At 69.4% G+C, this 15,042-nt stretch carries 13 protein-coding genes; 4 read left to right on the forward strand and 9 right to left on the reverse strand.

Features of this window, described 5'->3' with window-relative positions; all coding sequences use genetic code 11:
* Positions 1-277: 277 nt before the first annotated feature.
* From AC3WLD_RS12305 to AC3WLD_RS12315, 3 genes are all read right to left on the reverse strand, one after another.
* On the reverse strand, positions 278-781 hold the full coding sequence (locus AC3WLD_RS12305) for a YybH family protein (RefSeq protein WP_492557256.1): 504 nt from the start codon (positions 779-781) through the stop codon (positions 278-280).
* Between the two features lie 66 nt (positions 782-847).
* Positions 848-1,333, reverse strand: a complete 486-nt coding sequence (locus AC3WLD_RS12310; protein ID WP_492557257.1) for a GreA/GreB family elongation factor — start codon at positions 1,331-1,333, stop codon at positions 848-850.
* Positions 1,334-1,468: 135 nt separating this feature from the next.
* Positions 1,469-3,469 (reverse strand): lytic transglycosylase domain-containing protein, encoded by a 2,001-nt coding sequence (locus AC3WLD_RS12315; RefSeq protein ID WP_492557258.1) that lies wholly within the window; start codon positions 3,467-3,469, stop codon positions 1,469-1,471.
* Positions 3,470-3,570: 101 nt separating this feature from the next.
* Between AC3WLD_RS12315 and dapA the strand changes: the two genes are divergently transcribed.
* Positions 3,571-4,461, forward strand: coding sequence for a 4-hydroxy-tetrahydrodipicolinate synthase (gene dapA / locus AC3WLD_RS12320; RefSeq protein ID WP_492557259.1), 891 nt, complete (start codon positions 3,571-3,573; stop codon positions 4,459-4,461).
* Positions 4,462-4,577: 116 nt separating this feature from the next.
* The gene (gene ubiA / locus AC3WLD_RS12325) at positions 4,578-5,492 is read left to right on the forward strand and encodes a 4-hydroxybenzoate octaprenyltransferase (protein WP_492557260.1); all 915 of its coding nucleotides are present in this window, start codon (positions 4,578-4,580) and stop codon (positions 5,490-5,492) included.
* On the opposite strand, the gene AC3WLD_RS12330 is transcribed toward ubiA, so the two are convergent.
* Positions 5,465-7,336, reverse strand: a complete 1,872-nt coding sequence (locus AC3WLD_RS12330; protein ID WP_492557261.1) for a caspase family protein — start codon at positions 7,334-7,336, stop codon at positions 5,465-5,467. The two genes, ubiA and AC3WLD_RS12330, sit on opposite strands and share 28 nt — an antisense overlap.
* A gap of 115 nt (positions 7,337-7,451) precedes the next feature.
* Positions 7,452-7,823, reverse strand: coding sequence for a VOC family protein (locus AC3WLD_RS12335; protein WP_492557262.1), 372 nt, complete (start codon positions 7,821-7,823; stop codon positions 7,452-7,454).
* Between the two features lie 95 nt (positions 7,824-7,918).
* Between AC3WLD_RS12335 and soxR the strand changes: the two genes are divergently transcribed.
* The gene (gene soxR, locus AC3WLD_RS12340; RefSeq protein WP_492557263.1) at positions 7,919-8,359 is read left to right on the forward strand and encodes a redox-sensitive transcriptional activator SoxR; all 441 of its coding nucleotides are present in this window, start codon (positions 7,919-7,921) and stop codon (positions 8,357-8,359) included.
* On the opposite strand, the gene AC3WLD_RS12345 is transcribed toward soxR, so the two are convergent.
* The 4 genes from AC3WLD_RS12345 to AC3WLD_RS12360 form a co-directional block, all read right to left on the reverse strand.
* On the reverse strand, positions 8,360-11,797 hold the full coding sequence (locus tag AC3WLD_RS12345; RefSeq protein ID WP_492557264.1) for a chromosome segregation SMC family protein: 3,438 nt from the start codon (positions 11,795-11,797) through the stop codon (positions 8,360-8,362).
* Positions 11,798-11,836: 39 nt separating this feature from the next.
* Positions 11,837-12,586 carry a thioredoxin domain-containing protein gene (locus AC3WLD_RS12350; protein ID WP_492557265.1) on the reverse strand — a complete coding sequence of 250 codons (750 nt, stop codon included), beginning with the start codon at positions 12,584-12,586 and terminating at the stop codon, positions 11,837-11,839.
* 95 nt (positions 12,587-12,681) lie between these two features.
* A complete protein-coding gene (locus AC3WLD_RS12355) occupies positions 12,682-13,392 on the reverse strand; it encodes a DsbA family protein (RefSeq protein WP_492557266.1) in 711 nt (236 codons plus the stop codon).
* Complete coding sequence (locus AC3WLD_RS12360; RefSeq protein ID WP_492557267.1) at positions 13,389-13,940, reverse strand: DUF721 domain-containing protein; 552 nt, start codon at positions 13,938-13,940, stop codon at positions 13,389-13,391. Before AC3WLD_RS12360 ends, AC3WLD_RS12355 begins: the two co-directional genes overlap by 4 nt.
* Positions 13,941-13,969: 29 nt before the next feature.
* Here AC3WLD_RS12360 and mutY point away from each other — a divergent pair, with 29 nt between their 5' ends.
* Entirely contained in the window at positions 13,970-15,037 is a 1,068-nt protein-coding gene (gene mutY, locus AC3WLD_RS12365; RefSeq protein ID WP_492557268.1) for an A/G-specific adenine glycosylase, read from the forward strand.
* Positions 15,038-15,042: the final 5 nt, after the last annotated feature.

Consider the following 15,042-nt stretch of genomic DNA (forward strand, 5'->3'; position numbering starts at 1 on the left):
GGCGAACGTTTCATCAGAGCCATGGCGGCCTGATGATCAACCGCCCGGCCGCACACGGAAATCCTGACAGTCCCGGCCGAGCAGAAAATCATCGATGCGTCGTCCACGCGCGAAGCTGCGGTCAAGCGCATCGAAGTCGGCCGGGCGCAGATGACCCAGGCAGAAGCGGACTACGCAAATGCAAAAGCCGGACCATCGGTCGTGACGACGGAAAAATGAGCGAGTCCGGCCAAGTCATGCAACGGCCGGCCCAGGTTTTCCGCGCTCCGCCGATGGCTTACCCCGCGGGCAGGTCGCTGTTGATGATGTCAGCAGCGGCCTTCCATTCGCCGTCGATCTTGCGCCAGACGACCACGTACTTGCCCGTATCGACCTGCTCGGTGCCGTTGGGCGCGACCGTCAGGCGGTAGGTTCCCCGATCGAGCGCCATGTCGCCCGACGACGACACGATGATCTGTTCCGGTCCGAACGTCAGGGCGAAGCCGGGCGTGGCCATCAACCCAGCCCAGCTCTGCTGGATGGCAGGGGCTCCCTTGGCGATGGCCGCGTTGGGCGGCATGAACGCGCCGTCTGGCGCATACATCCCGGAAATCGCCGCTGCGTCCTTGGCCTTGATCAGATCGAGCCACTTGGCGACCTGCGCGCGAATGGCGGTTTCGTCGGCGGCGGTGTCGGAACTTGCTTCCGCTGCCGGCGAAGCGGCTACCGCATCCGCTTTCTTGGTGTCGCATGACGAGATGAGCAAAGCGCTGGTCGCAATCAGGATCAGGTGGACTTTCATGGTGAGCCTCCCCAGGATCGCAATCCTGCTCGGAAAGTACACCCGCGGGGTGCACTCCCGCAAGGCTTACCCGTCCGGGTACGTCACCCGCAAAACCTCCCATTCCTTCTCCCCGCCCGGCAGCCTGACCCGGCGCAAGTCCCCCACTGCCGCGCCGCGCAGCGCACGGGCCAGCGGGCTCGACCAGCCGATGCGGCCGGCGCTTGCGTCCTGTTCGTCGTCGCCGACGAGGGTGACGGTGCGGTGGTTGTCGTCCTCATCCGCGATGGTGACGGTCGCGCCGAAGAAGGCCTTGCTCTTGTCCGGCTGGCGCGCCGGGTCGACCACGCGGGCGGCCTTCATCCGCCGGGCCAGGTGGGCAAGCTCGCGATCGATCTCGCGCATCCGCTTGCGGCCATAGAGGTAGTCGCCGTTCTCGCTGCGGTCGCCGTTGCCCGCCGCCCAGCTGACGATCTCGACGATCTGCGGCCGCTCGGTGCCGAGCAGGTGGTCGTAGCGCGCGCGCAGCACGGCAAAGCCGGCAGGGGTGATGGGCGGGCCGTCGGGTTTCATGGCGGCGGGGTAGCGCGCTTCGTCACAAAAACAAGCGCGTCCCCGCGGAGGCGGGGACCTCCATCAATCTGGCGGACCGTATGCGGCACGAGGTCCCCGCCTGCGCGGGGACGCGGTGATTGATTGTTGAGCGCGTTACCCCGGCGAACTCTTCCCGAGGAAGTGGCTCAGCGGGTTGGGCCCGCGGTAGCTGGCCTTGCCGGGGTTCATCGCTTCATAGACCACGGCGTTTTCCAGCACCTTGGTCACGTAGTTGCGGGTTTCGTAAAGCGGGATGCGCTCGATCCATTCGACCCAGCTGATCCCGCCGTTCCGGGGATCGCCGTTGGCGCGCAGCCACTTGTTCACGTTGCCCGCGCCGGCGTTGTAAGCCGCGACCGCCAGCGGCCACGAACCGCCGTAGTAGTCGAGCATCCGCTGGAAATAGCCCGCGCCGAGCTGGATGTTGTAGTTCGGATCATCGGTCAGCGCGGCGGGGGAATAGGCGAGCGCCATCTTGCCCGCCTGCTCCTTGGCTGTGCCGGGCATCAGCTGCATCAGCCCGCGTGCCCCGGCGTGGCTCAGCGCGTTCTGGGCAAACTGGCTTTCCTGCCGGCTGATCGCATGGATCATCGTCCACTTGCTGTCATAGCCCGCGGGAACCGGGATCAGCGGGAAGCCGATGTGCTGGAAGTCGAGGAACCCGTGGCTGCCCGCTGCCATGCCGAGGATCACGCCGAGATCGCGCCGCCCGGTGTTGCGGGCCAGTTCCGCGACCAGCATGTGCTGGCCTTCGGTGTCCTGCTGGTCGGCGATTTCCTTGAAGAAGCGCACCGTGGTCTTCCAGTCGCCGCCGCGGGCCACCTCGCGCACCGCCAGCGTCAGCGGGGCGGACTGGAACGCGGTGCGCTCCTGCGGGGTGGGGACCGCGATGGAATCCACCGCGAAGTTCGGGACCGGTCGTCCCAGCCGCTCGAGCGAGAGCAGGCCATAGAACTGGTCGGCATATTGCGCGGCGAGCTCGAAATAGCGCCTAGCTTCGTTCGCGTCGCCGGCACGCGTGGCGGCAAGGCCGGCCCAGTAGAAGCCCTTGGAGCGGGTGCCCGGGGTCTTGGCCGCGTTGCCGAAACGCCAGAACAGCGGCGCCGCCTCGCGCGGGGCGCCGAGATCCCACAGCGCCTCCGTCCCGCCCAGCCACATCAGCGAGGTGTAATCGTCGCGCAGGCCGAAGCTGAGACCCCGGATATCCTCGCCCGGATCGAAGGCATCGTCGATCCCTTGGGCAATCCGTACGGCGCTGCGCGGGTCGCCGGAAGTCGCCGCGCCCTTGGCGTTGACCAGCAGTTCCTCGACCCACTTGTCACGATCAAGCGGCTTCTTCGCCAGCAGCGGACGGCCGGCGAGCAAGGCGCGCGCCGCGCCGCCCTGGCCGGTCTTGCGCAAGTACCGCGCCTGCTGGAACACATAGCCGGGATCGGCCAGCGTCGTGGCGGTCGCGTAGAAGCCCGCCGCACCCAGGTCCGTCCCCTTCAAGGCTGCAAGGCGTGCGGCATCGACGCCCTTGCGCGCCGGGGAAACCCACGCCAGCTGCCGCTCCGCCTGCGCCGTCGCGCTCGCCCAGAGCAGCGCGTCCATCCGCGCGTCGTGGTCCTCGGCGGTGAAGCCGGAACCCCAGGCTGACAGGATCGCGCTTTCGTCGGCGTCGCTCATCGCCCCGCCGCGCCAGGCCTGCCGCGCCACGCTGGCGGCTTCCGGCCGGCCCATCGCCTTCAGCGCGAGCGCATATTCGGCCCGCCCGGGATTGGTCAGCGGTGCAACCTTGTCGAAATAGGCGACCAGCCGCGCCGGCTCCACATAACTTGTGCCGAGCGACTTTTCGGCATAGCGCCGCACCTTCTCCTCGTCCGGGAAACCCGGGTAGGCGAGGAGGAAACCGGCATAGTCGGAGAAGGAGAACCGGTCGGACGCCGACAGCAGCCGCCACTTGTCGACCGCCGCGGCCATGCCGGTCGGCTGGCTGGCGACGAGCGAGGCGCGCGCCTGGTCCCATTCGCTGCCGTCGTTGGCGTGGCAGGCGACAGAGGCCAGCAGCGCCGGCACGATCAGTGCGGCGGCGGCGAAGCGATTGCGTATCCTAGAACCGTCCATGCTGGACATCGTGCGGTTCGGCTCCTTATCAGGCGCTGAATGAGACCCCGTCGTGCAGCGCCGTTCGGCGCTGACCTGCGGACAATGCACAAAACTGAAGGAAAAAGTCCATGTTTTCCGGCTCGATCCCGGCTCTGGTGACTCCTTTTCGCGACGGAACGTTCGACGAGAAGGCTTTCCGGCGACTCGTCGACTGGCAGATCGAGAACGGATCAGCGGCGTTGGTGCCTTGCGGGACCACCGGCGAGGCCTCGACCCTGTCGAACGCCGAGCACCACCGCGTCATCGAAGTCTGCGTCGAACAGGCCGCTGGCCGGGTCCCGGTGATCGCCGGCTGCGGCAGCAACGACACGATGAACGCGCTGCTCCACATGAACTTTTCGCGCAAGTGCGGGGCCAAGGCGGCGCTGCTCGTCGCGCCGTACTACAACCGCCCGAGCCAGGCGGGGATCATCGCCCACTTCAGCTACCTCGCCGAGCACAACGACCTGCCGATGATCCTCTACAACGTGCCCGGCCGCACGGTGACGGACATCCTGCCCGAAACCGTGTGCGAGCTGGCCAAGCGCTATCCGGACCGGGTCGTCGGCATCAAGGACGCGAGCGGGGACCTTTCCCGCGTGACCGACCACCGCATGGGCATCGGCAAGCACTTCTGCCAGCTGTCGGGCGACGACGAACTGTCGCTTCCCGCTAATGCGGCGGGCTCCGTGGGCTGCATCTCGGTGACCGCCAACGTCGCGCCGAAACTGTGCTCGGATTTCCAGGCTGCCTGTGCCGCCAACGACTTCGAGAAGGCGCGCGAGCTCAACGACCGGCTCTATCCGCTGCATTACGCAATGTTCGAAGACGCCTCGCCGGGGCCGGTCAAGTATGCCCTGAGCCGCCTGTTTCCCGACATCAGCGAGGAGCTGCGCCTGCCGATGGTCCCGTGCAGCGAGGCCGCGCGAAAGGCGGTCGACGCGGCGCTGGAGCATGCCGGGCTGGTGTGCGCGGCGTAACCAGCCCCGCTCCGTCATTGCGAGGCGGCAGACCGAAGCAATCCAGCGGTTGTGCCCGGCGCGTGGATTGCCGCGCAGCCTGCAGCTGCTCGCAATGACGATGAGTGGGATGTGACATGACCGACCCGGCCGCCATCGTCCCCGACAGCGAGCACAAGGGCCTCGTCGGCCGGCTCCCTGCCACGCTGCGCAACTATGCCCTGCTCGCCCGGTTCGACCGGCCGATCGGCTGGTGGCTGCTGTTCTGGCCCTGTGCGTGGGGGGTAATGCTCGCGGGCGGCGGCACCCGATGGGACCTGGTCGCGTGGCTGTTGCTCGGCGCGATCGCGATGCGCGGGGCGGGGTGCGTCTATAACGACATCGTCGATGCCGATCTCGACCGCCAGGTTGCCCGCACCGCCGCGCGGCCCGTCGCGAGCGGAGCTGTGTCGAAGACGCAGGCCTGGACGTGGCTGCTGTTCCTGTGCGGGATCGGCCTTGTCGTGCTGCTGCAACTGCCGCGCGCCGCGCAGCTCGTCGCACTGGGAAGCATCCTCCCGGTCGCCGCCTACCCGTTCATGAAGCGGATCACTTGGTGGCCGCAGGCGTGGCTGGGGATCGTGTTCTCGTGGGGCCTTCCGGTGGCGTGGACCGCGATCACGCCCGAGCGCCTGCCGGTGATGCTCGCCGCCTATGCCGGGTCGATCCTGTGGGTGATCGGCTACGACACGATCTACGCGCTGCAGGACCGCGAGGACGACGCGCTGGTCGGCATCCGTTCGAGTGCGCTGGCGATGGGGCGCCACGTCAAGGGCGGCGTCGGGCTGTGCTATGGCGGCGCGGTCGCGCTCTGGGCGCTGGCGTTCTGGCTGCTGCGGGCGGACTGGGTGGCTCTGCTCGCGCTCGCTCCGGTCGTCGCGCACCTTGCGTGGCAAGTGCTCTCCCTGCGCCCCGACGATGGCGGCAATGCGCTCGCCCGGTTTCGCAGCAACCGCTTTGCCGGGCTGCTGATGGCGGCGGCGTGCTATGTCGTCGGCAACGCCGGGTCCTGAACGGGCTCGTCGGCATAGCGGACGACGACATCCACGCGTCGTTCGAGCGGCTGGATGCCGAAGCCCTTGTTGCGCGGACGCTCCCGCCCATAGGAAATGGAACTGACGATCGCGGGAGAAAAGCCTGCCTCGGTCAGCCCGTCGACAACCCGCGAGGCCATGCGCGACCCCAGTGAGATGGCGTATTCGCGCGAATAGATGCCGTCGAGATGCGCCTCGACCGAGATCGAGCGGATCGGACGCACCTTGTTCACTTCGACCAGATCGCCGATCACCGCGGCGGCGTTGAACGCGACCGGATCGCCACGGTCGAGTTCGAAATAGACCGCCGGAGTGCCCAGGACGCCCCAGTGCCTCGCCTCTGCCGGTGAGCGAACCTTGCCCCGTCCGACGGCGTAGAGGGTGGCGAGATGGGCTTGCGCACTGGGGACGCCGGCTTGTGCGGCTGCTTCGCAGGCGGTGACGGCGCTGTCCATCCGGCCTAGAATGGCCGAGAGCTCGCAAAGCCACACGGCGGCGCCTTCGTCGCCGCTGTCGTAGATCCCCTGGAGCAGGTCGATGGCGCGGTCGGGCTCATCGGAACTGGCAAGCTGGAACGCTGCGTAAGGGTCGCCGTCTTCGGCCGCGAGGCTCAGGTAGCGCTTGCGCTCGGCGGGGTCGGTGCTGACGACGGCAAGGTAGTAGTTCGCCCGCGCAAAGCCCTGCCGGGCCGAGGCTTCGAGCAGGCGGCGCCCGCGAACCTCAGCTTGTTCGTCCTGGGCATGCATCACCCCGGTCAGCCCGAGAGCGGCCTGCGCCGCCGGATTGCCACGGGCCGCGCTGCGCTGGAGCCACTTGTCGGCTTCGACCTCGTCACGCTCGAGTGCGAGCCCCGTCTGGTAGAGATAGGCAACGAAGTACTGGGCCATCGCGTCGTTGCGCTCGGCACGTGCAAGCAGGTCGGCGACACCGATATCGCGCAGCAGGCGGGCGGCGGTCGCAAAATCCTCCCCCACCTCGAGTTGCTGCATATCGACGTCGAGCGAGGGCTGCTTCCCCGCCCAAGCCTTCCGATCGAGCGTCGGCGTGGTGTCGGGCCGGTTGATGTAGAGCGGCTTGTCGAGTTCGCTCAACATCCACGGCTTTTGCGGCCCGTTGGTATAGATCTTTGTCCGCCGACGAACGTCGAGATCGACCGCCCGGAACAGGTCGGCCAGTTCGAGGCCGTGAATGGGAAGGTATTCTGCCAGGCTCGCCGCGAACGGGCTCGTGCGATAGGTGGGCGGCGAGGCATCGAAGGCCGGCTGGCCGCGCCCGGTCGAAAAGACCAGGGCACCGCGGGGCACCTGCAGGACATAGGCATCGCCGAGGAGCGACGCTGCTTGCCCGCCAGTGCCGGTTGGCACGAAGGCGGTGCGGCACGCATCGAGTAGCAGCACCTTGGCACCCGCTCCGGCGAGGGCCTGCTTGAGCTCGTCGCCATCGATATAGGTCGATGCCAGCGCCTCGCGATCGGTGCGGGCCGGCGCGCCGATCGGCACATAGAAGCTGCGCCCGGCGTACTCGAAGCCATGGCCGGCAATGTACACCAGCGCCACCTCTGCACCCTGCGCCCTTCTGCCGAGGTCGGCAATCGCGGCACGCATGGTCGCGGCGCTGCCGTCGCAGACGACCGCGACCGAAAAGCCGCTCGCTCGAAGCGCGGCCTCCAGCACGACGGAGTCTGCCGCCGGGCTCTGCAGAGGCGACCAGCCGTTGCCATAGGCGGCATTGGCGATGACGAGCGCCTGCTTGGGGCTGCCGGGTGCCGCGGCGCGGGGGATGCAGGCAGGGGCGGCTGCGTCGTCCTGGGCTGCGGCAGGCACTGCGAAAAGTGCACAGGCCGCCCCCGCCAGCCATCCCAGAGCATGCGATCTGGACAACACCTTGCAATTCCTCCCGAATGAACGGGCGCATCGTGCAATGTGCCGGCACCCGCGTCTAGGCATAGCTGACCACTTCAAACTCGATCCCGTCCCAGTCGAAGAAATAGAAACGCCGTCCCGGTTCGTAGTCCGCGTGGTTGAAGGGCTCGAGCCCCGCTTCGATCACCACCCGCTCCGCGGCGTCCAGGTCGTCGACCAGCAGGCCGATATGGTTGAGCGGAACGCCCTTGGCGAAACGCTCCTGCTGCGCCTCGCCCGGAGTCCACAGCGCGAGGTAGTCGCTCTCCGAGCCGACATGGATCGTCCACCCGCCAAGCTGCGACGGCCCGCGCCAGCGTTCATGCCAGCCGCACAGCTTTTCGAGCAGCGCGGCAGAGCGCTCTGGATCGCTGACGGTCATGTTGGCGTGTTCGAGGGTTGCAGGCATCTGTTCAGGTCCTTTCCGAAGAAAAAGCGTATCGATGCTTGCCTTGATGCAACCTCAAGCTAACTTGAGGTCAAGCCCAAACGGGAGAATGGCCGGTGAATCGCAACGATCTCGTCCCCATCGGCGTTCTCGCGCAGCGCACCGGCCTCGCTGTCTCGGCGATCCGCTACTACGAGGAACGCGGGCTGATTTCCTCGTTCCGGACGATGGGCAACCAGCGCCGTTTCCTGCGCTCCGACATCCGCCGGCTGAGCTTCATCCTGATCGCGCAGCGGCTGGGGCTGGGCCTCGCCGAGATCGAGGCGGAGCTTTCCACCCTGCCGCAGGGCCGCACCCCGACGCTGGCCGACTGGCAGAAGATCAGCCGCTCAATGCGCGCCGCGCTGGACGCCAGGATCCAGCTCCTCACCCGAACCCGCGCCAAGCTCGACCAGTGCATCGGCTGCGGCTGCCTGAGCCTGCAGCGCTGCGAACTCTACAACAAGGACGACCGCGCCGGCGCGGCCGGGCCGGGGCCGCGGTTCGTGCTGGAGTGACTATTCCGCCGCCAGCAATGCCTCCGCGCCGCCCAAGTCCACGCTGACCAGGCGGCTGACCCCGCGCTCGACCATCGTCACGCCGAATAGGCGGTGCATGCGGCTCATCGTCACGGCATTGTGGGTGACGATCAGGTAGCGGGTCTTCGTCTCCCCCACCATCGCGTCGAGGAGGTCGCAGAAGCGTTCGATGTTGGCGTCGTCCAGCGGCGCGTCGACTTCATCGAGCACGCAGATCGGGGCGGGATTGGTGAGGAACAGGGCGAAGATCAGCGCGACCGCGGTCAGGGCCTGTTCGCCGCCCGAGAGCAGGGTGAGCGATTGCAGCCGCTTGCCCGGTGGCTGCGCGAAGATTTCGAGCCCCGCTTCCAGCGGATCGTCGCTGTCGACCAGCGCGAGGTGGGCCTCGCCGCCGCCGAACAGGCGGCTGAACAGTCGGCGGAAATGTCCGTCGACCGCCTCGAACGCGGCGCGCAGTCGCTCGCGCCCCTCGCGGTTGAGATTGCCGATCGACCCGCGCAGGCGGTGGATCGCCTCGGTCAGTTCGGCCTGTTCGGCAGCGCTGGAGCCGTGGCGTGCTTCGGCCTCGGCGAGTTCGTCGGCGGCGACGAGGTTGACCGGGCCGATCCGCTCGCGCTCGGCGGTCAGGCGGTCCATCGCGGCCGATTCCTCGCCTGCGCCGCCCACTTCGGCGGAAACGAAAGAGAAGCGTTCGGGCAGCAGCGGCGGCGGGCACTGAAATCGCTCGCCGGAGATCGCTGCCATTTCCTGCCGGCGCTGGTCTTCGTTGTCGGCGCGGGCCGAGGCTCCGGCCCGGGTCTCGCGGGCGAGGGCGAGCGTTTCGTTGGCGGCGGTGAGCGCGGCGTCGCTGCGCTTGCCCGCGGCTTCGGCCTCGGCCAGCGCGGCTTCCGCCTTCGCCAGTTCCTCGCCCAGCCGCGTCCGGATTGTATCGCCCTGCTCGATCTCGCGCATCAGGCCTTCGGGCTTGGCGGCGACGACGGCGCGATCGGCCTCGAGCTCCTCGCGCCGCCCCGACATCTCGGCGAGGCGCCGGGCGGCGTCGCCGGCACGGGATTGCCAATTGCGGATGTCACCGCGCAGGGCATTGAGGCGCTCGCGCCCAACGGCCAGCGCCTGTTCGAGCGCGGCGGTCGCGGCGCTGGCGGACTGGAGCGCGACCCTGGCGGCCTCGTTGCGGGCGCGCGCGGCATCGAGCGCGGCGCGGCCGGCTTCAGGATCGGGGAGCGCGGTCTTGCGCGCCTCGGCGGCGGATTCTTCGTCGGCAGCGGCCTTGCGCTGGTCGGCGAGGTCAGCCTGCGCGGCGGCGAGTTCCTCGCGCCGTCCGGCCATCCGGGTGCGCGCCGCCTCGGCCTGGTCGAGCGCGCGCAGGGCGGTGCGTTCGGCGTCCGAGGTGGTGTTGAGATCCCGCTCGGCCTGGACCATGCGCTGCTGGACCCCGGCCAACCCGGCTTGCGCCGCCTGCATGGCGGCGTCGGCCTCGGCGACGGCCTTGCGGCGTTCGGGAAGCGCGGCCTCGAGTTCGGCCAGGCGGTTCTCCGCCTCGAGCCGGGCCGCCTCGGCCGCGCCTTCGCCGCGCGCCACGAACCCGTCCCAGCGGCGCAAGTGCCCGGCGCGGGTCACCAGCCATTCGCCGGGGGCGAGCGGCTGGCCTTCGTCGGCCTCCGCCACGCGCACCAGCGCGAGACGCGCGGCCAGTTCGGGCGGGCACTGCGTGACTTTGAGGGCGAGCGAGTCCGCGAGCGGAGCCGGGGCTTCGGCGCCGGTCCAGAACCGGCCTTCGGCATTCGCGGGCGCGGGCCCGAGCGGGGCGATGGAGTCGCGCCCGAGCACCGCCGCCAGCGCGCGTTCGTAACCCTTGGCGACCTGCACCGCCGCGATCGCCGCCTTGCCGCGCCCCTTGGCGGCGGCCTGCTTGTCGCGCGCCGCCTTGTCGCGGGCCAGCGCGTCGGCCTCGCGCTCGATCCCGGCGAGTTCGGCGCGGGTGGCAGCAAAGGCCGAGCCGGCGGCATCGCGCGCTGCAATCAGCGTTTCGCGTTCCGCCGAGAGTTCGGCGCGGGCCGCCTGCGCCGCTGCCAGTGCGGCCGCCGCCGCATCGCGGCGGGTCTCCGCCTCGGCCATCAGCGCGGCGGGATCGGGCTCGCGGTCCAGCGCCTCGACTTGCGCCGCCAGCCGCTGCGCATCCTGGTCAAGCCGCGCCAGACGTTGCCGGGCCGAGGCGAGCGCCGCCTCCGCCACGCGCCAGTCGGCGTCGATGCCGGCCTGTTCGGCGACCCGCTGGGCGAGCGCCACTTCGGCGGCGCGGGCGGCACGTTCGGCGTCGTCAAGCGCGGTAGCGACCGGCGCGCGGCGCGCTTCCTCTGCGGTCAGGGCCGCTTCGGCGGCGGCAACGTCGCCCTCCAGCCGGGCGAGGGCGGCGGCGGCGTCTTCGGTCAGCTTGTCGGCATGGCCGCGGTCGGCGTCGAGGCGGGCAAGCTGACGGTCGATGTCCTTGACCCGCTCCTCGGCCGCTTCGAGCTGCGCGGTGAGCGAAGCCATGCGCTGGCCGTGGGCGGCGGCGTCCTGGCGGCGGTCGAACAGCTCTTCGCGCACTTCGGCCAGTGCCGCGGCGGCGGCGTGCTGCTGCTTCTGGGCCTCGGCGGCGAGCGCCTGGGCCATGAGCACCGCCTCGTCCGCCGCCTTCGCCTCGGCGCGGGCGGCGTCGGCAGCGGCGGCGGCATCGCGCCAGCGGGCGAAGACGAGACGGGCCTCCGCCAGCCGGATCTTTTCGCTGACCGCCTTGTAGCGCTCGGCGGCGCGGGCCTGGCGGCGCAGCGTCGCGATCTGGCCTTCGAGGCCGGAGAGCAGGTCGGTCAGCCGGGCGAGGTTGGTCTCGGTCGCCCGAAGCTTGGTTTCGGCATCCTTGCGGCGGACGTGGAGACCGGCGATCCCGGCGGCCTCTTCCAGCATCTCGCGGCGCTGGGCGGGTTTGGCGGCGATGACCGCGGCGATGCGGCCCTGGCTGACCAGCGCGGGGCTGTGCGCGCCGGTCGCGGCGTCGGCGAAAACCAGCGCGACATCCTTGGCGCGGACGTCCTTGCCGTTGACGCGGTACGCGCTGCCCGCACCGCGCTCGATCCTGCGGACGACTTCAAGGTCTCCGCCGAACGGCCCGTCGGCCGCGGTCTCGGCGGTAAGCATGACTTCGGCAAAGTCGCGTGCCGGGCGCTGCGCGGTGCCGGCGAAGATCACGTCCTCCATCCCGCCGCCGCGCATCGACTTGGCCGAGCTTTCGCCCATGACCCAGCGGATCGCTTCGAGCAGGTTGGACTTGCCGCAGCCGTTGGGGCCGACGACGCCGGTCAGGCCGGGTTCGATGCGCAGTTCGGCAGGCTCGACGAAGCTCTTGAAACCGGACAGTTTCAGTCGCTTGATCTGCACCGGCCGCCCCCCGCGCCCTGCCTTACCGGAGCGCTGTCATCAGCGCGCCCCGGCGTTCTGGAGCAGCGGTTCGATCGCTTCCCAGGTGTTTCCCTCCACCTTCTTGCCGTTGAGCAGGAAGGTCGGGGTGCCGGTCACTTCGTAGTCGGTGCTCGCCGTCTCGGTCTGCTTGACCAGCGCTTCGGCCTTGGCGGTGTCGGCCAGGCACTTCGCCCCCTGGTCGGCAGCGATGCCGCGCTGGGCGAAGAACTCGTCCATCCCGCCGATCCGGGCGATGGCGGCGAAGCGCTGCGCCGGCGGCATCGAGGACGCGGCCTTGAACTGGTCATCCCCGGCCTTCTGGAGGTTTTCGAACATGTTGCGCTGCCAGCCCCAGAACGCCTCGCTCCGCGCGATCGTCCCCTCTGGCGCGCCACAGGTGGCAAGCAAGGTGGCCGGCACGTCGAGCGCATTGAGCATGAAGTAGCGCAGCTCATAGCTGACCCGGCCGCTGGCGACGTAGTCGTCGCGCAGCTTGGTGAAGCTCTTCTCCGCGAACTCGGCGCAGTGCGAGCACGACAGCGCGCCGAACTCGGTCAGCTTGATCGGCGCATCGGGGTTGCCCATCAGGTAGCCGCCGTCAGGGGTGATGGTGACCTTGTCGGCCCACGCCGTTCCGGCCGGGGGCGCGATCCTGGCGATCGGGCCGGAGCTTTCCGGCTTGGCATCCTCGCTCTGCGAGCAGGCGGCGAGGCCGAGCGCGAGCGGGGCGGCGATCAGGAGAAGGCGGGCGGTCTTGGCGAAGGCCATCGTGGTTCCTCGTCGTGGGTTTGGGGGAAGGCTAGCGTATCGTTCAAGGTGTTTGAAGGGCGCGGGGCGTGCCCCGACGCTTCTCCACAGGTGAATCAGCGCAGGCGCGCGTCGAGCTGGGGGCGGAGCATCGACCATTCGGTCGTTCCGGCGAGCAACGCGCCGTCGATCATGAAGGCCGGGGTGCCATGAATGAACTGCTTTTCCTCGGCCTGCTGGGTCAGATCGGCGAGACGCTGGGCGAGCGCGGTGTTGGCGAGGCACTTGTCGGTGGTGGTGCGATCGACGCCGAGCGTGCCCATGATCTCGTAGAAGTGGAAGTCGCTGGCGATGTAGCGCATCCGCGTCGCGAGATCGGCCTTGAACCAGCGCTGGTTCTCGGTCGGGGAGACGCCGTCGGAAAGTGGTGCCATCCAGGTGTCCTGCGTGCGCAGGAACACCGAGTGCCGCGTGAAGAACCGCGCCGGCGGTCCGCAGCGGGTGAGCACGGCGACGGTCATGTCGATGGGGTCGCGCACGAAGCTGCGCACCTCTATCGAACCCTTGCCTTGGGCGATGAAGCCGAGGCGGAGCTGGTCGGCGGACTGCTGCTCGAAATGCGAGCAGTGCGGGCAGGTGTAGCTGATGTATTCGACCAGCTTCACCTTGGCGTCGGGATTGCCGAGGAGGAAGCTTTCGTGATCGGTCTGGGCGACGGTCTGGTTCCAGTTGGGCGCGCGGGCCGGCTTGGCCGCCGCAACCAGCGCCGCGCCGCCGAGCAGCGCCATCAGGACCATCATCACCCTGCCGAGCGGCTTGGACGTCACTTTCTTCCCCCATCCTTGTCCGGCCCGCCGAGGCTGCGGGCGAGCGATTCGAGCACCGTGCGCAGTTCCGGATCGCCGATGTCGCGCAGGCTCTCGCCCAGTTCCATCGGGATCGGCCGCAGCGATGGCGGCGCGGTGCGCTTTTCAGCCGGTGGCGCCTGAACCTGACCTTGCCGAAGCTTGACCCGCGCCACGGCCTTGTATCCGAAGAAGCGGTTCACCCGCTCGATGATCTCCGGGATCACGTGCTGGAGCATGGTCGCGTGGCTGGGCGTGACCACGAGCTGGAGGATCCCTTCGCTCTTCTCGCCGGGCGGAAAACGGATCGCCTCGGGCGTGCAGTGGCGGGCGTGGCGCTCCCCGACGATCTCCGGCCAGCGGGTGACGACGCTGCTCTGGACGAACCCGAAGCGGCGGAATGCGGTGCGGCCGATTTCGGGCATGAGGTCGGCGATCGCTTTGGCCGCGCCGCCGCGCGGACGCTCGTAGGGGCGCGGCTGCGCGGCCTTGGGTCCGGCTTTCGAAGGGGGCTTGCTGTCGCGTTCCATTGCACCTCCGCCCATGCCATAGCGGCGCGATGCAGGCCAGTGCCCCGACCCTCGACCCCACCGAAATCGCCCCGCTCCTGCTCGATTGGTACGATGTCCATGGCCGGTCGCTGCCCTGGCGCATGCGGCCGGGGGAGGGACGGCAGGATCCGTACCGCGTGTGGCTGTCAGAAGTCATGCTCCAGCAGACGACGGTGGCGGCGGTCGGGGCGTATTACGCGAGATTCCTCGAGCGCTGGCCCAGCGTCGAGGCGCTGGCGGCGGCCGACGACGCCGAGGTCATGGCGGCGTGGGCGGGGCTCGGTTACTACGCCCGCGCCCGCAACCTGCTGGCCTGTGCGCGCGCGGTGGCGGGCATGGGCGGCGCGTTTCCCGATGACGAGGCGGGCTTGCGAGCGCTTCCGGGCCTTGGCGCCTATACCGCCGCCGCGGTGGCGGCGATTGCCTTCGACCAGCGCGCCGTGGTGGTGGACGCCAACGTCGAGCGTGTCGTCTCGCGGCTCTTCGCCATCGCCGAGCCGCTCCCTGGTTCGCGCCCCGCCATCCGCCTGGCCGCCGAGACGGTCACGCCCGGCCAGCGGCCCGGGGATTTTGCCCAGGCGATGATGGACCTTGGCGCGACGGTCTGCGCGGTGCGCAATCCGCGTTGCCTGATCTGCCCGCTGGCCGGTCCCTGCGCGGCGCGCGCGACCGGCGAACCTGAGAGGTTTCCCGCCAAGGCGCCGAAGAAGGCCAAGCCGCAGCGCACGGGGCGGGCCTTCTGGATCGAGCGAGACGGCGCGGTCCGGCTTGTCCGCCGGGAGGGCAAGGGGATGCTCGGCGGAATGCGCGCGCTGCCTGACGACGGCTGGTCGTCGCGCGGCGATGGTGCGGGCATGCCCCCCGTCGCGGCAGACTGGCGCAGCCTCGGCACCGTCCGCCACGGGTTCACGCATTTCGATCTCGATTTGCAATTGATGCTGGCTCAGGACGCTGATTTCGCTACGCTGCCGGCAGGAGAATGGTGGCCCGTTGCCGACCTTGCGGCGGCCGGGTTGCCAACGCTGTTCGCGCGGGCGGCCCTGCTCGCGCTGGCGCGGGACAACGAGAACGATTGAGAGGT

It is taken from the genome of Novosphingobium sp. FW305-C-111, from assembly GCF_058783565.1.